The organism is Geodermatophilus sp. URMC 64 (assembly GCF_053502555.1).
Map to the genome: position 1 here is coordinate 872,441 of NZ_CP199955.1, position 16,891 is coordinate 889,331.

The following is a 16,891-nucleotide window of genomic DNA, read 5'->3' on the forward strand; positions in this document are numbered from 1 at the left end:
CCCCCCGCGCAAGGACGAGGGCCCGGGGAGCGGTTGCTCCCCGGGCCCTCGTCCAGCCCCCTCTCCGTCAACGCCGGTGGCGCGCCCGCCGCGTCTCGCGCAGCAGCAGGGCGATCCCCGCGACGATCAGCACGGCCCAGAGGACGCCGCCGTCGTGGAACAGGGTGAGCGGGACGTCCACCCCGCCGAGCACCACGATCGCCAGGACGACGAAGGCGAGGCCCGGGACCAGCGCGACCAGGTCGACCCGCGGGCGGGGCGGGACCGGCGGCTCCTCCGTGGTGAGCGGCTGGACCTCCTGCCAGGCCCGCTCCTGCCACGCGGTCGGGGTGGTCGGGAACTCGCTGTAGTCGGGTTCAGGCACGGGACACCTCCACGTCGCCGGCGCCGGAGTCGATGGTGATGACGAACTCGGGCTCGCCGTCGCCGGTCCAGGCGGCCGAACCGGTGCCGGCGAAGTAGCCGTCGGTCGCCCCCTCGTCGAACACGTCGAGGTCGCCGATGCCCTGGTCGACGTCGATCTGGACGTCGGCCGAATCCGGCAGGACCACCTCGAGGTCGCCGACGCCGTGGTCGATGCGCGTCCGGATCGGCGCGTCGAGGCCGGAGACGTTCACGTCGCTGAGGTCGACGGTCAGGTCGCCGGCGCCGAGCTCGTAGAGCGGGCGGACCTGGTCGGCGGCGACCGGCCGGTACGTGCGGTCACCGACGCCGCCCTCGAAGTGCCACGGCCCGCTCGAGGCCCCGATCGCCGCCAGCGACAGGACGGCGCCGATGGCGATCAGCCCGCCGCGGGCGCGCCGGCCGCCGGAGAAGGCGGCGGCGACCAGGCCGAGGCCGACGACGAGCAGCGCGGAGCCGAGGAAGCCGCGGGCGGAGATCTCCCAGGCGCTGAACCGGTCGATCAGCACGAGGACGCCGACCACGATCAGCACCCCGGCGACGGTGATGCCCGGGACCGGCGAGCGCGGCCCGGCCGCGGCGCGGCGGTCGGCGATCCGGTCGAGCGGCGCCTGGCGGTCGCGCGGGACGGCGTCGCCGGACGGCATGAGCAGCCACAGCAGCAGGTAGACGAGGACGCCGGAGCCGCCGGCGAACGTGAGGGCGACGAAGCCGACCCGCCAGAGCAGCGGGTCGATGCCGCTGTACTCGGCGAGGCCGCCGGCGACGCCGCCGATCATCCTGTCGCTGTCGCTGCGGCGGAGCCGGGGGCGTGCGGGTGGTCCGGGCGGTGGGCTCGGCGGCTCCCAGCCCGGGTCCACCGACGGTGCGGGGGGCGGTGCGGATGTCATGGCAGAAGCGTCCTCAGCACGGCAGGAGAAGACCATCGGGGAACGCCCCCATCCGACCCTGGTCCTCGCCGCGCCCCCGACCCGGGTGATCACCGGTGTCCTCGCGGGCGGGGACGGTGCGACGATCGGAAACGTGAACACCCCTGTCGCCGGGCCGCCGGCCGTCGGAGCGGCGCCCCGGCCGCCCCTGGCGCGCCCGCGCTCGGGCCGCGTGCTGGCCGGCGTCGCCGTGGGCACGGCCGCCCACCTGCGGCAGGACCCGCTCATGGTCCGGGTCGTCTTCGTCGTCCTCGCCGCCCTGGGCGTCGGCGTCGTCCTCTACGGGCTGCTGTGGCTGACCATGCCGGTCGCCGAGGAGGGCGCGGAGCCGGTCTTCGCGCTGTCGTCGGCCACCCCGCGCAGCACCCGCCAGCTCCTGGGGCTGGGGATCGCCGGCCTGCTCGCGGTCATCCTGTTCGGCCAGGTGCTGTCGCTGGGCAGCGGCAACGTCATCCTCCCGCTGGTGCTGGTGGCGGTCGGCCTGGCGGTGATCTGGCGGCAGCTGGACACCGACCGCACGCTCGCCCTCCCCGGGGTCCGCTGGGTGCTCGCCGGCGGGGTCGCCCTGGCCGGGGGCGGCGTCGTCCTGCTGCTGGCGACGACCGGCCAGCTGGCCAACGCGCGCAACGGCTTCGCCGCGACCCTGGTCATCCTGGTCGGCATCGTCCTGGCGACCGCGCCGCTGTGGCGGCGGCTGCTGGTCTCGCGCGAGGCCGAGCGCGCCGCCCGGATCCGCTCGGAGGAGCGGGCTGCGGTCGCTGCGCACCTGCACGACTCGGTGCTGCAGACGCTGGCGCTGATCCAGCGCAACGCCGACGACGCGGAGGCGGTCAGCCGCCTCGCCCGTGGCCAGGAGCGCGAGCTGCGCACCTGGCTCTACGAGCCCGCGGTCGCGGCCGGCGGCACGTGGGCCGGGCTGGTGGCCGGGATCGTCGCCGAGGTGGAGGCCGACCACGCGCTGACCATCGACCCGGTCGTCGTCGGGGACGCCCCGGTCGACGACGCGCTCGCCGCGCTCGGCGCCGCGACCCGGGAGGCGCTGGTCAACGTGGCCAAGCACTCGGGGGTGACCTCCGCGGACCTCTACACCGAGGTCACGCCGGACCGGGTCTCGGTGTTCGTGCGCGATCGCGGCAAGGGGTTCGACCCGGAGACGGTGTCCGACGACCGGCGCGGGCTGCGGGACTCGGTGCGCGGCCGGATGGCCCGGCTGGGCGGGACGGCGGAGATCCGGTCGGCGCCGGGGGAGGGGACCGAGGTGGAGCTGGCACTGCCGCGCGAGGTGGCCCCGTGACCGACGAGGTGCGGGTGTTCGTGGTGGACGACCACGCGATGGTGCGCGCCGGGGTGCGGGCCGAGCTGGGCGACGACGTCACGTTCGTCGGGGAGGCGGCGGACGTCGCCGGCGCGGTCGAGGGCATCCGGGCGACCGTCCCGGACGTCGTCCTGCTCGACGTGCACCTGCCGGGCGGCGGCGGACGGGCGGTGCTGGAGAGCCTGCGGGCCGAGCTGCCCTCGGTGCGCTGGCTGGCGCTGTCGGTGTCCGACGCGGCCGAGGACGTCATCGCGGTCATCCGTGCCGGGGCCCGCGGCTACGTGACCAAGACGATCTCCGGGCCGGATCTGCTCGCCGCCGTCCGCCGGGTCGCCGACGGCGACGTCGTGTTCAGCCCGCGGCTGGCCGGGTTCGTGCTCGACGCCTTCGCCGCGACCGGCCCCGCCCCTGCGCCGGCGGAGGACCCGGCCACCGACCCCGGGCTGGACCTGCTGTCCGCCCGCGAGCGCGAGGTCATGCAGCTGCTGGCCCGCGGCTACACCTACCGGGAGATCGGCTCGCGGCTGTTCATCTCGGTGAAGACGGTGGAGTCGCACGCGTCGAACGTGCTGCGCAAGCTGCAGCTGTCCAACCGCAACGAGCTCACCCGCTGGGCAGCGACGAACAGGTTGCTGTGAGGCGTGCGCTGCTCGTCGTCCTCCTGGTGGTCGTGGTCGTGACCGGACTCCTGTGGACCGTCCAGCGGCGGCTGATCTACCTGCCGCAGGGGTCCCCGGGACCGGTGCCGGCGGGAGCGCGGGACGTCGAGCTGCGGACCTCCGACGGCCTGCGGCTGGACGGCTGGTTCTTCGCTGCCGACGACGGGGCGCCGGCCGTCCTGGTCGCCAACGGCAACGGCGGCCACCGGGGTCTGCGGGTGCCGCTCGCGCAGGCGCTGCACGACGCCGGCCTGTCGGTGCTGCTCTTCGACTACCGCGGCTACGCCGGCAACCCCGGCAGCCCGAGCGAGGAGGGGCTGGCGCGTGACGTCCGCGCCGCGCGGGAGTACATGCTCGAGGACGCCGGGGTGCCGCCGGAGAGGCTGCTCTACCTCGGCGAGAGCCTCGGCGCCGCCGTGGTGACCGAGCTGGCCGCCGAGCACCCGCCGGCCGGGCTGGTGCTGCGCTCCCCGTTCGTCGACCTCGCGGCGGTGGGCAGCGTGCACTACCCGTTCCTGCCGGTCCGGGCGCTGCTGCGCGACCGCTACCCGGTGGCCGAGCGCATCGCGGACGTGCGGGTGCCGACCGTCGTCGTCCTCGGCGCTGCCGACTCGATCGTGCCGCCGGAGCAGAGCCGCGCCGTGGCGGATGCGGCGGCCGGCCTGGTCCGGCTGGTCGAGGTGCCCGGCGCCGACCACAACGACCTCGTCCTGCTCGACGGACCGCAGCTGGTCGGTGCCGTCGTCGAGCTGGCCGGTCAGCTCGACTGAGCGGCCACGAAGGCGCGTGCCTCCTCGACGAGCGACGGCCACTGGTCCGACGGGGCGACGACGACCCAGCCGTTCATCGGCCGGCCGTCCATGGGCTCGAACGGCTCGGCCTGCCCCGCGGCCACCAGCGCCTGCTGCCGCTCGGCCGGCAGCTTGAGCACGAGCTGCTCGTGCCACCAGATCGCGAAGAACTTCCGGCCGGTCCGCAGCCCGTGCGAGCCGAACATCCTGCCGCGGGTCACCTCGCCACCGACCGCGCGGTCGGCGAGCTCGTCCCAGCGTGTTCCCGCGCTCATGCCGTGAACACCACGTGGAAGGCCTCGGCCAGCCGGCCTTCCGGCAGGCCGAACCGCTGCGCGGTCTGGCCCATCCAGCCGCGCACGAAGCCGTCCAGGTCGTCCAGGTGGCTCACCTGGCTCTTGTGGCAGGACAGCGCCTCGATCTTGCGCGCGGCCACGTCGGTGACGTCGACGGCGTGGTCGGCCCGCGGGCTGGCGCTCAGCCAGACCTCCGACACCGTCCACGGCTCGAGGCCCTCGTCGGCCAGCAGCTCCGGGAACGCGAACGGGTTGCGGGCGTCGGGGTACACCGCGCGCAGCGTGGACTCGCCGACCGTCAGGTGGTCGGGGTGGCTGGCCCCGATCCGCTCGTAGAACCGCTCCGGCGAGCTGGTCAGCACCCGCTGGGGCCGCACCTGCCGGATCACCCGGCTGATGTCGCGGCGCAGGTCCAGCGTGAGCTCCAGCCGCCCGTCCGGGTAACCGAGGAAGCGGACGTCCTCGACGCCGCACGCAGCGGCCGCCGCCCGCTGCTCGGCCTGCCGGAGCGGGCCCATCTCGTGCCGCGGCGTCTCGTCGAAGCCGCCGGCGTCCCCGTCGGTCACGATGCAGTAGCTGACCTCGGTGCCCGCCGCCGTCCAGGTCGCCACGGTGCCCGCGCTGCCGAAGTCGACGTCGTCGGGGTGGGCGAGCACGCAGAGCGCGCGCTCCACGTGCTCCGCGGGCGTCGTCGGACGGGCGAACGGACTGGTCACCCGCGGCAGCCTAAGTTCCGCCGGGCGCCCCGGCGATCCCGGCCAGCTTGTCCGGGTTGCCCATGAAGAACACCCGGTCGACCAGCCCGTCGACGAGGACCAGCTGCAGGGCCATGTACGGCCCGGCGTCGGTCCAGGCGACGACCGCCGGCGCGCCGTTGATGTCCGCGAACCCGATCCGCAGCCCCAGGTCCGCGGCCTGCGGGCCGACCCCGGCCAGGAAGCGGGCCACCTTGTCCGCGCCGACGATGGGCCGCCGCGCCGCCGAGACCTTGCCGCCGCCGTCGGAGACGAGGACGACACCCGGCGACATCGCGGCGAGCAGGCTCTCGACGTCCCCGCCGACGGCGGCGGCCAGGAGCCGTTCGGTGACCTCCCGCGTCTTCCGGCGGTCGGTGTCGAACCGCGGACGCCGGGCCTGGACGTGCTCCCGCGCCCGGTGCCCGAGCTGGCGGACCGCGGCCTCGGACCGGTCGAGGACGCCGGCGACCTCGGCCCACGACATGCCGAACACCTCGCGCAGCACGAACACCGCCCGCTCGACCGGTGAGAGCGTCTCCAGGACGACGAGCACCGCCAGGGAGACTTCCTCGCCGAGCTCCGCGGCCTCGGCCGGGTCGGGATCGGTCCCGGTGAGCAGCGGTTCGGGCAGCCACGGCCCGACGTAGGTCTCCCGCTGGGCCCGGGCCGACCGCAGCCGGTCCAGCGCCAGGCGGGTGACGATGCGGACCAGGTAGGCGCGCTCGTCGGCGACGTCGCCGCGGTCGGCCGCCGACCAGCGCAGCCACGCGTCCTGCACGGTGTCCTCGGCGTCGGCGACGCTGCCCAGCATCTCGTAGGCGACGGTGAACAGCAGCCGCCGGTGCCGGTCGAACGCGGCGAGCAGCTCGTCGCCGGCGCCGACCGTCACGACGCCGCGCTCCGCACCCCGGCGGTCCGCGCGGGGGCCTCCGGGATCTCGCAGCGGTCCTTGAAGCCCTGGCTGGTCAGCCCGAGCGCGCTGTTGAACCGGGAGCGTTCGTTCTCCACGGCGATCATCATGGTCAGCTCGACGAGCGCCGCGTCGTCGAGCTCCCGCCGCAGGTCGGCGACCATGTCGTCGGTCACGGTGGGCGGAGTCGCCGTCGCCGCCTCCGCGTAGGCGAGAACCTTGCGCTCGAGGTCCGTGTAGACGTCGCTGTCCCGCCAGCGGGGGACGTCGCGCAGCTTGACCGGATCGACGCCCCGGTTCGTGCTGATCCAGTAACCGAAGTCCACGCACCACGAGCAGCCGATGGCGGCGGCCGACGCCATCTCCGCCAGCGCCTTGAGGGTGGGGTCGAGCCGGTGCCACTTCTCCACCGACATCTCGAACCGGGCGTTGCTGATCAGCACCCGGGGGTGGTGCCCCATCGCCGCGGCGGGGTCGGCGACCACCCCGAATCGGCGGCGCGAGTACCAGGCGACCAGCCGGTTGACCAGCGTGCGGGGCGGGTCGAGCGAGATGCGTGCCATGACGAACTCCTCTTCATCGGGTGAACACCCATGAAGACGGGACGGGCCCGGCGGATGTGACACCGGCGCGCCCGACGGGGTTGGCGTCGGCGGGCGGCCGCGGGAGGCTTGGGGATCGGGACAGTGCCGGAACCGGGAGGACGGCCGTGGAGACGGACCTCGCGCGCACGCTGGAAGGGGTGGCCGACGGACTCGGCGGGATCGCGGCCGGCGATCCCAGCGGCTACGCCGCCTGCTGGGCCCGCACCGACGACGCGACGCTGTTCGGCGCGTGGGGGCCGATCGAGAAGGGCCACGACGCCGTCGTCCGGACCTTCGACTGGGTGGCCTCCCGGTTCAGCGACGGGGAGCTGAAGCCCGAGTACGAGGTCGTGGCGGCCAGCGGGGACCTCGCGTACACGGTGGGCTTCGAGCGCGGCACGGTGCGGGTCGACCGCGGGGAGCGCCGTCCGATGACCATCCGGGTCACGCACGTCTACCGCCGCGTGGACGGCGACTGGCGGCTGGTCCACCGGCACGCCGACTTCCCGCCGGCCGACGAGCGCCGGTCGTAGCTCCGTCAGAGCCGGCCGCGGCCCTGGCGGAGCAGCATCATCCCGAGCGTCGCGCCGTCGGCACCGAGCGCGCCCTGGAACTTGGCGAGGATCTGCTGCTCGCGGGCCAGCGACAGACGGGTGCCGCCCGCGGCGGCGCGCAGCCGGCCGATCTCCCGGGAGATGGCCAGCCGGCGCTGCACGAGCTCGATGATGGCGGCGTCGCAGGCGTCGATCTCGGTGCGCAGCTCGCCGATCCGGGCCGTGGGGTCGACGGCGGCGTCAGCGGTGAGGTCGGCGGTGGTGGTGCTCATCGGAGGGCTCCTCAGGGGCGGTCCGGGCCGTCGACCCCGGGAACGAGAAACGCCCCGGGCTCTCGGGCCCGGGGCGTCGGTTGCGGCGGTGTGCTCAGCCAGCGGTGACGGACACCGGATCCCGGTGACCGTAGAAAAAGCTGACCGTGGCGAGCACGGCGGGAAGTGTGCCACACCGGCCGCGGACGGCGCCAGCAGCTCATCCGGGACGGGTGGGACGGGCGGTCCTGCGCCGGAAGGGAGCGTCACCCGACCGGCTTACAGTGATGTGGTCATGAATCCACCCCACGAAAACGCTCCGCTGGCGCTCCCCGTTTCCGCGGGGACCCCGGAATGAGCGCCCAGTCAGCCCTTCCCGGTACCGCTACCCTGCAGCGCACCGCGCCGGGCTCGGCGGGTCGCGACCTCGACCGCATGCTCGCCGGGCTCAACGGCCCGCAGCGCGACGCCGTCGTCCACGAGGGCGGCCCGCTGCTCATCGTGGCCGGCGCCGGATCGGGCAAGACCCGCGTGCTCACCCACCGCATCGCCTACCTCCTCGGCGCGCGCCACGTGCAGCCCGGCGAGATCCTGGCGATCACCTTCACCAACAAGGCCGCCGGCGAGATGAAGGAGCGGGTCGCGCAGCTCGTCGGCCCCCGCGCCCGGGCCATGTGGGTGTCGACGTTCCACTCGATGTGCGTGCGGATCCTGCGCGCCGAGGCGGCCAAGCTGGGCCTGAAGTCGTCGTTCACCATCTACGACCAGGGCGACTCCGTCCGGCTCATGACGATGGTCGCCCGCGATCTCGACCTCGACGCCAAGCGCTACCCCGGCCGCAGCCTCGCCGCCCAGGTGTCGAACCTGAAGAACGAGCTGATCGACGAGGAGAGCTACGTCCCACAGGCGGCGCCCGAGAAGGTGCTGGCCGAGGCGTACCGGCTCTACCAGCAGCGGCTGCGCCAGGCGCACGCGCTGGACTTCGACGACCTGATCATGACCACGGTCCACCTGCTGCAGGCGTTCCCGGACGTCGCCGAGCACTACCGCCGCCGCTTCCGGCACGTGCTGGTCGACGAGTACCAGGACACCAACCACGCGCAGTACGTGCTGGTCCGCGAGCTGGTGGGGCCGCCCGGCGGGCCGGTGCCCCCGGCGGAGCTCTGCGTCGTCGGCGACGCCGACCAGTCGATCTACGCCTTCCGCGGCGCCACGATCCGCAACATCGACGAGTTCGAGCGCGACTACCCCGAGGCCACGACCATCCTGCTGGAGCAGAACTACCGCTCCACCCAGCGGATCCTGCGGGCGGCCAACACGGTCATCGCCAAGAACACCGGGCGCCGTCCGAAGAACCTGTGGACCGACGCCGGCGACGGCGAGCTGATCGAGGGCTACGTCGCCGACAACGAGCACGACGAGGCCGCGTGGGTCGCCGAGCAGATCGACGCGCTGGTCGACGAGGGCAAGGCGGCCCCCAAGGAGATCGCCGTCTTCTACCGGACCAACAACGCCTCGCGCGTGTTCGAAGAGGTCTTCATCCGCGTCGGCATGCCCTACAAGGTCGTCGGCGGGGTGCGCTTCTACGAGCGCAAGGAGGTCCGCGACGCGCTGGCCTACCTCAAGGTGGTCGCCAACCCGGCGGACGTCGTCAGCCTCCGGCGGGTGATCAACACCCCGAAGCGCGGCATCGGTGAGCGGGCCGAGGCGTGCATCGAGCAGTTCGCCGACCGCGAGCGGATCGCCTTCGCCACGGCGCTGCGCCGCTGCTCCGAGGTCACCACGCTGGCGCCGCGGTCGCTGAAGAACATCCAGGAGTTCGTGGCGCTGCTCGAGGAGTTCGAGCAGCTGGTGGCGACGGGCTCGGGCCCGGCCGCGCTGCTGGAGAGCATCCTCGACCGCACCGGCTACCTCGCCGAGCTGTCGGCGTCGACCGACCCCCAGGACGAGGGCCGGGTCGACAACCTCAACGAGCTCATCTCGGTGGCCGCCGAGTTCGAGGCCGCCAGCCCCGGGGGGTCGGTCACCGACTTCCTCGAGCAGGTCTCGCTGGTGGCCGACGCCGACCAGGTGCCCGTCGCCGGCGACGACGCCGGCGTGGTCACGCTCATGACCCTGCACACCGCGAAGGGTCTGGAGTTCCCGGTCGTCTTCCTGACCGGCCTGGAGGACGGCGTCTTCCCGCACCTGCGCGCGCTCGGTGACCCGCGCGAGCTGGAGGAGGAGCGCCGGCTGGCCTACGTCGGCATCACCCGGGCGCAGCAGCGGCTGTTCCTCTCCCGCGCCCAGGTGCGCACCAGCTGGGGGCAGCCGGCGTACAACCCGCCGTCCCGGTTCCTCGACGAGCTGCCGGCCGACACCGTGCACTGGGCGCGCACCGAGCCGGCGCCGGCGTCGACGTCCTTCTCCTCGGCCCAGCAGCGGGTGGCCGCCACCGGGCTGTCGACCGGCGGACTGCGCGGGGGCCGCGGCAACCGCGAGGTCATCTCCGTCGACGTCGGCGACCGGGTCAGCCACGACGCGTTCGGCATGGGCACCGTGGTCGAGGTCAACGGCGTGGGCGACAAGGCCCAGGCGACGGTCGACTTCGGCTCCGGCGGCACGAAGCGCCTCGTCCTCCGCTACGCCCCGCTCGTCAAGCTGTAGCCGGGCGCCGCCCACCGTCACTGGTGCGGTGTTGCTGCCGCGTCTGCGGTGCTGCACGACCGCAAGAGCGCGCGGAACACCGCAAGTGCGGGCGGGCGGCGGAAGGCTCAGCCGACGGTGATGCCACGCTCGGCGAGCCACTCCTGCGGGTCGAACGGCCGGCCGGTCATGCCGCCGCGGTGCAGCTCGAAGTGCAGGTGCGGGCCGGTCGACTGGCCCTGGTTGCCGACCTTGGCGATCTGGTCGCCGGCGTGCACGACGTCGCCGGCCGCCACGTCGTAGTAGCGCATGTGGCCGTAGATCTGCACGTTGCCGTCGGCGTCCTGGATGTAGACGGCGTTGCCGTACCCGGAGGCCGGGCCCGCGCGGAGCACGACCCCGTCGGTCGCGGCGTAGATCGGCGTGCCCAGGGGAGCGGCCAGGTCGATCCCCCAGTGCATGGTGCCCCAGCGCGTGCAGAAGCAGGTGGTCAGCCGGCCCTCGGTGGGCAGCACCGTCTTCGGCTCGCGGGCCGCGCGGGACGCCGCCAGCTCCCCGAGGCGGGCCTGCGCCTCGGCCTCGGTGATGCTCTGCCGCGCCGCGGCGTCCTCCAGACCCCCGGTCATGCCGACGTCGGACCCGGTGCCGAGCCCGTAGTCGGCGGCGGTGGCGGAGATGTCGGTGGCCCCGCCGCCGGTGAAGGCCGGGATGCCGGCGATCACGGCGCCGGCGATGAGGGCGGCCAGCCACAGGTGCGCCCGCTTGCCGGGCGGCTGGGGCAGCCGTCGTCCGGAGAGGCGGCGCGTCGGCTCGCTCCGCTCGCCCTCGACCGCCTTCTCGACCGCGGGCGCGGCAGCTGACACGGCAGCGGGGAGGGTCCCGGGCCGGGGAAGGACCAGGGAGCTGGACACGGGTGCACCTTCCGGTGGATCGACGACCACCGGCTCGTACCGGGACCGTGACCGGACCGTAACGATGCGTCAGGAGTCGACAAAGCACCGCGCGGAACGTGTCGTGCCGACTGCGTTCCGTATGGGACGAGTGGGACTCAGGCGACGGCGGCGGGTGCGTCCAGGGCCGTCACGGCGGGCCGGCGGACGCCGGCCAGCGTGGCCGCCACCTCGTCGAGGACGCCCCGGTGGATCGGCAGCGACAGGTGCCCGACACCGCGGACGAGGACGTTGCGCGCACCGAGATCGGGGTGGTCGCACCTGCCCGAACTCGTGGGCACGACCATCTGGTCGATGTCGCTGTAGATCGCGGTGATCCGCGTGGTGAACCCGGGAGCCGGCTCGGCCAGCTGCTGCAGCAGCTCCGAGCCCGGGCGCAGCTGCCGGATCAGCGGGGTGGGGACGACGTGCGCCCACACCGAGCCCTCGTGCGGTGTCCCCAGCGTGACCAGGGACTCGACCCGGCGGTCGCCGCCGAGGCGCTGGACGAGGTAGCGGGACATCAGCCCGCCGAGGCTGTGCCCGACCACGTGCACCCGCTCGTGGCCGGTCTCCTCGCAGATCTTCTCGATGTGGTCGCCGAGGTGGCGGGCGCCCGCGGCCACGTCGCCCAGCAGCGGGCTGTAGTTCCACGAGCAGACGGAGGCGAACCCGCGGCGGCGCAGGCTGCGGCGCATGACCGCGAAGACCGAGCGGTTGTCGACCAGCCCGTGCACGAGCAGCACGGGGATGCGTGCGGCGAGCGGGTCGCCGGCGAACAGCGCCCGTACGGCCGGCGGCTGGACGCCGGGCCGGAAGCGCCCGTCGGGCCGCAGCGGCTCGGTGCGCGTGCCGAGCGGGTAGAGCAGCGCGTGGCCGGCCACCCAGGCCAGCTCGGTCAGCCCCCCGGTGAGCGTCGCGGCGGTGCAGAGGGAACGCAGGCCACCTCGTGGCGGAACGGAGACATCGGCGCCGGTGTGCGACTCTGGACCAGAGCCCGGATCGCTCGTTGGGCGCATGGACAGCTACCTCCGTCTGTTCCCACCGGTGAGGTCCGGGACCACCTGCCCGCCGGTGGCGGAGCACTGTCGGTGTGCTCCGTTCACGCGACGGTAATGCCCGTGTGTGGTTGTCGTCACACAAGCGTTGCTGCTCATCGGCGGATCGAGGCCCGTTCGTGACCGTCCCTGCCGAAGGGGGAGCCGTGCCCGCCCGCGACGCCCGAAGCGGACCCGCCCGCGACCGCGCCGCCAGCCGGAAGGACGGCGCCCGGTCCCGCCCCGGCCGGGTGCCCGGCAAGCCGTCCGCCCGCCGCAGCGGGGCCGGGCGGGACGGCGCGGCGCCGGCGGACGCGCTCGTCGTCGGCCCGGTTCCCGCGGCCGCCCGGCTCACCGGCGTGCTCCTCGTGCTGGCCGGGCTGACCGCCATCGCCGGGCTGGTGCCCACCTACCTCGTCGTCGGCGGCACCGAGGTGTCGCTGGCGACCGGTGTCGGCAGCGCGCTCGTCGCACTCCTCGTCCCGGTCGCCCACCTCGCCGTCGGAGGCACCCTCGTCCGCGGACTGGTGCCGAAGTTCGGGCTGGCCTACGCAGGGGTGTCCGCCGCGCTCGCCATCGGCGAGCTGCTCATCGAGCTCTACCGCGGCAGCAGCTCCACGACCCGGCCGGGGGTCGAGGTCCTCGCCGGCCAGCGCGTCCTGACCAGCACGGTCGAGGTCGGCGCCGGCTGGGTCCTCGGCGTGGTCTCCCTCGCGCTCACCGTCCTCGCCGGCATCTGCGCGGCCGTCGCGTGGGGCCGCACGGTCATGGAGGACGGCGGGACGCTCGACCCCGCTCGGTCGTCGCTGGCCGGCGGCGCGGTCCTGGTCGGCGTCGCGACCGTGCTCTGCCTGAGCCTGCCCGCCGCCGACGTCCCCGCCCGGATCGTCACCGACCCCTCCACCGGACTGCAGACCGTCGTCACCCAGGAGGGGCCGCAGGCCCTGCTGGAGCGGCCCGGCCTGGCGCTGCTGGGCGGGCTGCTGCTCGCCGGCGCCGTCGTGCTCTGCTCGGTCATCGCGCCGTCGCTGCGCCCGCGGCTGGCCACGGTGGGCGCGCTGCTCGCGCTGGCGGTCGCGGTGCTGGCCGCCGGGCTGACCGGCGTCCGGGACGCGGTCGCCTCGAGCGAGCTGCAGTGGACCGTCCCCGGGGCGGGCCTCGTGGTGGCCGGCCTGGCCTACGCGCTGCTCACCGTCCTGGCCTGGCGACTGCGGCGCGCACCGGCCTCCCGGCGGGTGTGATCGCCGCCACTACGCTGCCTGCCGTGGCGGACGAACGCATTCGGGTGGTCATCGCCAAGCCCGGCCTCGACGGGCACGACCGGGGCGCCAAGGTGGTGGCCCGGGCGCTGCGCGACGCCGGCATGGAGGTCGTCTACACCGGCCTGCACCAGACGCCGGAGCAGATCGTCGAGACCGTCGTGCAGGAGGACGCCGACGCGGTCGGCCTGTCAGTCCTCTCCGGGGCGCACATGACGCTGTTCCAGCGGCTGGCCGAGCTCATGCGCGAGCGCGGCATCGACGACGTCGTGGTGTTCGGCGGCGGGATCATCCCGGACGAGGACATCCCCGAGCTCGAGCGCATGGGGGTTGCCCGCATCTTCACGCCGGGCGCCACCACGACGGAGATCGTCGACTGGGTCCGCGAGCACGTCGGGGCGCCCGCCGGCGCCTGAGGCAGGGAAGACGAGCCGCGCGGTCACGAGGTCACCGGCAGGGTGAGCTGCTGGACAGCGCCGGGGCCGGTCGTGAGCGTCACCGGCTGCGGCGCCGTCGACCCGCGGTAGGCCAGGTCCCCACCGGCGAGGACGACGGCGAGCCGGTGCCCGGGCTCGAAGCGGTGCACGATGCCCGGCAGCTCGATGGTCACCGGCCGCGTCACGTCCCCGATGCGGGCCGGTGAGATCAGGCGGTGCGGCAGCTCGACCGCGCCGTCCGGGCCGATGTCGTAGAGCTTGGCGAAGACGACCAGCTGCCCGGCCGGCCCGGCGCCCTGGGTGAGCGCGGCGGGGGAGTCCAGCCGCACGGTCAGCCGCGGCGAGCCGACGACGTCGAGCGGCCGGGTCAGCGGCGCGGTGGCGAACCGGATCGCCGTCCCCGGTGGGTCGGTCACCGGCCCGCTCTGGTCGAGGAACGACGTCTCGGTGTAGTTGGGACCGACCGGCGCCACGCTGCTGTAGCCGCTCGTGCCCGGCACCACCGCGGCGCGGCTGTCGACCAGCGCCCCGTCGCCGGAGAGGTGGAGGGTCCGCTCGCGGCCGACCGGGAACGCGGGGGCCGACGCGTAGGCCCGGCCGGCGTCCCCCGTCGCCGCGAAGACCCAGTCGCGGAAGTACGTGAAGTCCAGCTTCGGCGCCGGGCCGCGGCCGAGCAGGTAGTGGTCGAACCAGGCGATCGCCCGCCGGCCCTGGTAGGACGACGCCGGGTGCCGCTCGTCGAGCTCCCCGGCCACCGGCGTCAGGTTGCTGTGGCCCCACGACTGCCACTGCAGGGCCACCGGCGTGCCCTGCTGCCTCAGCGCGGTGTAGGTCGCCACCGACTCCTGCAGGTTGAACAGCGTGTCGGCCTGGCCCTGGGCGATCAGCGTCGGGACCCGGACGTCGGAGACGTAGCTCGCCACCGAGTTCGACCGCAGGAAGTCGATCGAGGCCTGGCTCGCGTAGCCCTGGGCGGCCACCTCCAGCAGCGCCTGGCACACCGGCGGGTCGAAGTTGCCGCAGTTCCGGTTCACGAATGCCTTGAAGCTCGCCGCATCGGCCAGCGCCTGCAGGTCCTCGACGCCGTTGACCACGCCGAGCGTGGTGAACAGCGCCGACCACTGGTACTTGAAGACGCCGCTGCCGGTGTAGCCGGTCGAGCCGCTGCGGGCGGTGCCGCTGGGCAGCGAGCTGTTGTCCGGGTCCAGCGCGTAGGCCAGGTCGTTCCAGGTGATCATCGGGACGATCGCGTCGAGCCGGTCGGTGCCGGCGGCGTGCTCGACGGCGGCGGTCGCGAACTGGATCTGGCCGCCGTAGGAGCCGCCGATCATGCCGACCGCGGGGTCGTGCGGCGTGCCGGTCCGGGCGTCCTGCCGGATCACTTGGTCGACGCGCACCGGCTCCCCGGTCGCGTCGTCGACGGCGGTGATCGACGGGTCGCCGCCGAGGAAGCGCAGCAGTTGGCTCGCCGCGGCGCCGTCGTGCTCGCGGTCGTCGAGGGTGATCGGGCAGGGGTCGCCGTCGACGAAGCCCAGGCCGGTGTAGGACAGCGTCATGTAGCCGCGCTCGCCGAAGCCCTGGGCGAGGTCGGCCTGGTCGGCCTTGGTGCCGCCGAAGCCGTTCGTGGCCAGCAGCGCCGGGCCGGGCGTCGCCGCCGTCACGCCCGGGGGCACGTACAGATCGGCGTCGATCCGGCAGGTCCGGTCCTCCGGGCCGACGTGGGTCACCGTGATGGTGAGGTCGCGCGGCGCGATGCCGGCCGCGGACGCCGGTGGGGCGAGCACGGCCGACCCGGCCGCGGTCAGCGCGCTGGTGGTCAGGACGATGGCGGCTCGGCGCACCTCGGCGGCCTCCTCGGCGTCGGGAGCGGGTCGTGGTGACCCGGCCCACTCCTCAACGCGCCACCCGGCCTGGGGTTACGCGCCGGTAGCGAACGCCCGCCGCTGTGATGCCCCGCACCTCACCCTTGCCGGTGGAGCGGCCGTGTTACGCGCGGGCTACGGTGCCTGTTCGTGGATCTCTTCGAGTACCAGGCCCGTGACCTGTTGGCGTCGCACGGCGTGCCCGTGCTCCCCGGTGGTGTCGCCGAGACCCCGGAGCAGGCAGAGGCGATCGCGCGCGACATCGGCCAGACCGTCGTCGTCAAGGCGCAGGTGAAGGTCGGCGGCCGAGGCAAGGCCGGCGGCGTCAAGCTGGCCGACAACCCCGACGACGCGAGGGCGCGCGCGCAGGACATCCTCGGCCTGGACATCAAGGGCCACATCACCCACCGCGTGATGGTCGCCCAGGCCAGCGACATCGCCGAGGAGTACTACTTCTCCTACCTGCTCGACCGCGCCAACCGCACCTTCCTGGCCATGGCCTCGCGCGAGGGCGGCATGGAGATCGAGCAGCTCGCCGTCGAGCGCCCGGAGGCGCTGGCCCGCATCCCGGTCGACGCCACCCAGGGTGTCGACGAGGCCAAGGCCGCCGAGATCGTGGACGCCGCGAACTTCCCGGCCGAGGTCCGCGACCAGGTCATCGCCGTCGCCCAGCGGCTGTGGGAGGTCTTCACCAAGGAGGACGCCACCCTCGTCGAGGTCAACCCGCTGGCCAAGGCGCCCGACGGCACCGTCCTCGCGCTCGACGCGAAGGTGACCCTCGACGACAACGCCGCCTTCCGGCACGACAACCGGACCGGCCTCGAGGACACCGCCTCGGCCGACCCGCTCGAGGCCGCCGCCAAGGAGAAGGACCTCAACTACGTCAAGCTCGACGGCGAGGTCGGCATCATCGGCAACGGCGCCGGCCTGGTCATGAGCACCCTGGACGTCGTCGCCTACGCCGGCGAGGAGTTCGGCGGGGTGAAGCCGGCCAACTTCCTCGACATCGGCGGTGGCGCCTCGGCGGAGGTCATGGCCAACGGGCTGCACATCATCCTGTCCGACCCGGCCGTGAAGAGCGTGTTCGTCAACGTCTTCGGCGGGATCACCGCCTGCGACGCCGTCGCCAACGGCATCGTCCACGCGCTGCAGCTGCTCGGCGACGAGGCGACCAAGCCGCTCGTCGTCCGCCTCGACGGCAACAACGTGGAGGAGGGCCGGCGGATCCTCGCCGAGGCCAACCACCCGCTGGTCACCGTCGTGGACACCATGGACGGCGCCGCCCGTCGCGCCGCCGAGCTCGCCGCCGCCTGA

18 protein-coding genes are annotated in these 16,891 nt (G+C 74.2%); 8 read left to right on the plus strand and 10 right to left on the minus strand.

Annotated features, from left to right (window positions below):
- Positions 1 to 67: 67 nt before the first annotated feature.
- Positions 68 to 364: a hypothetical protein gene (locus tag ACWIYF_RS04440; protein WP_448626903.1), complete on the minus strand. Its 297-nt coding sequence runs from the start codon at positions 362 to 364 to the stop codon at positions 68 to 70.
- Positions 357 to 1,328, minus strand: a complete 972-nt coding sequence (locus ACWIYF_RS04445; protein WP_448626904.1) for a PspC domain-containing protein — start codon at positions 1,326 to 1,328, stop codon at positions 357 to 359. Before ACWIYF_RS04445 ends, ACWIYF_RS04440 begins: the two co-directional genes overlap by 8 nt.
- Positions 1,329 to 1,425: 97 nt before the next feature.
- On the opposite strand from ACWIYF_RS04445, the gene ACWIYF_RS04450 reads away from it, so the two are divergent.
- From ACWIYF_RS04450 to ACWIYF_RS04460, 3 genes are read left to right on the plus strand one after another with little or no spacing between them, the layout of a single operon-like run.
- Positions 1,426 to 2,625, plus strand: a complete 1,200-nt coding sequence (locus ACWIYF_RS04450; protein WP_448626905.1) for an ATP-binding protein — start codon at positions 1,426 to 1,428, stop codon at positions 2,623 to 2,625.
- The gene (locus ACWIYF_RS04455) at positions 2,622 to 3,284 is read left to right on the plus strand and encodes a response regulator (protein WP_448626906.1); all 663 of its coding nucleotides are present in this window, start codon (positions 2,622 to 2,624) and stop codon (positions 3,282 to 3,284) included. The genes ACWIYF_RS04450 and ACWIYF_RS04455 overlap by 4 nt, the downstream gene beginning before the upstream one ends.
- Positions 3,281 to 4,075 (plus strand): alpha/beta hydrolase, encoded by a 795-nt coding sequence (locus tag ACWIYF_RS04460; protein ID WP_448626907.1) that lies wholly within the window; start codon positions 3,281 to 3,283, stop codon positions 4,073 to 4,075. The genes ACWIYF_RS04455 and ACWIYF_RS04460 overlap by 4 nt, the downstream gene beginning before the upstream one ends.
- Here the strand turns inward: ACWIYF_RS04460 and ACWIYF_RS04465 are convergent.
- Genes ACWIYF_RS04465 through ACWIYF_RS04480 form a run of 4 tightly spaced genes read right to left on the minus strand, consistent with a single transcriptional unit; the run spans position 4,063 to position 6,602 of the window.
- Positions 4,063 to 4,371, minus strand: a complete 309-nt coding sequence (locus ACWIYF_RS04465; RefSeq protein ID WP_448626908.1) for a TfoX/Sxy family protein — start codon at positions 4,369 to 4,371, stop codon at positions 4,063 to 4,065. The two genes, ACWIYF_RS04460 and ACWIYF_RS04465, sit on opposite strands and share 13 nt — an antisense overlap.
- Positions 4,368 to 5,108, minus strand: a complete 741-nt coding sequence (locus ACWIYF_RS04470; RefSeq protein ID WP_448626909.1) for a PIG-L deacetylase family protein — start codon at positions 5,106 to 5,108, stop codon at positions 4,368 to 4,370. Before ACWIYF_RS04470 ends, ACWIYF_RS04465 begins: the two co-directional genes overlap by 4 nt.
- Before the next feature lie 10 nt (positions 5,109 to 5,118).
- Entirely contained in the window at positions 5,119 to 6,018 is a 900-nt protein-coding gene (locus tag ACWIYF_RS04475) for an RNA polymerase sigma-70 factor (RefSeq protein WP_448626910.1), read from the minus strand.
- Complete coding sequence (locus ACWIYF_RS04480) at positions 6,015 to 6,602, minus strand: carboxymuconolactone decarboxylase family protein (RefSeq protein ID WP_448626911.1); 588 nt, start codon at positions 6,600 to 6,602, stop codon at positions 6,015 to 6,017. Before ACWIYF_RS04480 ends, ACWIYF_RS04475 begins: the two co-directional genes overlap by 4 nt.
- 146 nt (positions 6,603 to 6,748) lie before the next feature.
- Here ACWIYF_RS04480 and ACWIYF_RS04485 point away from each other — a divergent pair, with 146 nt between their 5' ends.
- The gene (locus ACWIYF_RS04485) at positions 6,749 to 7,156 is read left to right on the plus strand and encodes a YybH family protein (protein ID WP_448626912.1); all 408 of its coding nucleotides are present in this window, start codon (positions 6,749 to 6,751) and stop codon (positions 7,154 to 7,156) included.
- 5 nt (positions 7,157 to 7,161) lie between these two features.
- On the opposite strand, the gene ACWIYF_RS04490 is transcribed toward ACWIYF_RS04485, so the two are convergent.
- Positions 7,162 to 7,449 carry a chorismate mutase gene (locus ACWIYF_RS04490; protein WP_448626913.1) on the minus strand — a complete coding sequence of 96 codons (288 nt, stop codon included), beginning with the start codon at positions 7,447 to 7,449 and terminating at the stop codon, positions 7,162 to 7,164.
- A gap of 333 nt (positions 7,450 to 7,782) precedes the next feature.
- On the opposite strand from ACWIYF_RS04490, the gene pcrA reads away from it, so the two are divergent.
- On the plus strand, positions 7,783 to 10,074 hold the full coding sequence (gene pcrA / locus ACWIYF_RS04495) for a DNA helicase PcrA (RefSeq protein WP_448626914.1): 2,292 nt from the start codon (positions 7,783 to 7,785) through the stop codon (positions 10,072 to 10,074).
- 107 nt (positions 10,075 to 10,181) lie between these two features.
- On the opposite strand, the gene ACWIYF_RS04500 is transcribed toward pcrA, so the two are convergent.
- Positions 10,182 to 10,916, minus strand: a complete 735-nt coding sequence (locus tag ACWIYF_RS04500) for a M23 family metallopeptidase (RefSeq protein ID WP_448626915.1) — start codon at positions 10,914 to 10,916, stop codon at positions 10,182 to 10,184.
- A 185-nt stretch (positions 10,917 to 11,101) separates the two neighbouring features.
- The gene (locus ACWIYF_RS04505; RefSeq protein WP_448626916.1) at positions 11,102 to 12,001 is read right to left on the minus strand and encodes an esterase/lipase family protein; all 900 of its coding nucleotides are present in this window, start codon (positions 11,999 to 12,001) and stop codon (positions 11,102 to 11,104) included.
- Positions 12,002 to 12,186: 185 nt separating this feature from the next.
- Here ACWIYF_RS04505 and ACWIYF_RS04510 point away from each other — a divergent pair, with 185 nt between their 5' ends.
- Positions 12,187 to 13,260, plus strand: coding sequence for a hypothetical protein (locus ACWIYF_RS04510; RefSeq protein WP_448626917.1), 1,074 nt, complete (start codon positions 12,187 to 12,189; stop codon positions 13,258 to 13,260).
- A 23-nt stretch (positions 13,261 to 13,283) separates the two neighbouring features.
- A complete protein-coding gene (locus tag ACWIYF_RS04515; RefSeq protein ID WP_448626918.1) occupies positions 13,284 to 13,694 on the plus strand; it encodes a cobalamin B12-binding domain-containing protein in 411 nt (136 codons plus the stop codon).
- A gap of 23 nt (positions 13,695 to 13,717) precedes the next feature.
- Here ACWIYF_RS04515 and ACWIYF_RS04520 read toward each other — a convergent pair whose 3' ends face one another.
- Positions 13,718 to 15,556, minus strand: a complete 1,839-nt coding sequence (locus ACWIYF_RS04520) for a CocE/NonD family hydrolase (protein WP_448626919.1) — start codon at positions 15,554 to 15,556, stop codon at positions 13,718 to 13,720.
- 171 nt (positions 15,557 to 15,727) lie between these two features.
- Between ACWIYF_RS04520 and sucC the strand changes: the two genes are divergently transcribed.
- Positions 15,728 to 16,891, plus strand: a complete 1,164-nt coding sequence (gene sucC, locus ACWIYF_RS04525; RefSeq protein ID WP_448626920.1) for an ADP-forming succinate--CoA ligase subunit beta — start codon at positions 15,728 to 15,730, stop codon at positions 16,889 to 16,891.

Bases quoted from the DNA above. Each gene is read 5' to 3' on its own strand.
- ACWIYF_RS04445 (WP_448626904.1), bottom strand. From the start codon at position 1,328: ATGGTCTTCTCCTGCCGTGCTGAGGACGCTTCTGCCATGACATCCGCA.
- ACWIYF_RS04465 (WP_448626908.1), bottom strand. From the start codon at position 4,371: ATGAGCGCGGGAACACGCTGGGACGAGCTCGCCGACCGCGCGGTCGGT.
- ACWIYF_RS04480 (WP_448626911.1), bottom strand. From the start codon at position 6,602: ATGGCACGCATCTCGCTCGACCCGCCCCGCACGCTGGTCAACCGGCTG.
- ACWIYF_RS04490 (WP_448626913.1), bottom strand. From the start codon at position 7,449: ATGAGCACCACCACCGCCGACCTCACCGCTGACGCCGCCGTCGACCCC.
- pcrA (WP_448626914.1), top strand. From the start codon at position 7,783: ATGAGCGCCCAGTCAGCCCTTCCCGGTACCGCTACCCTGCAGCGCACC.
- ACWIYF_RS04505 (WP_448626916.1), bottom strand. From the start codon at position 12,001: ATGCGCCCAACGAGCGATCCGGGCTCTGGTCCAGAGTCGCACACCGGC.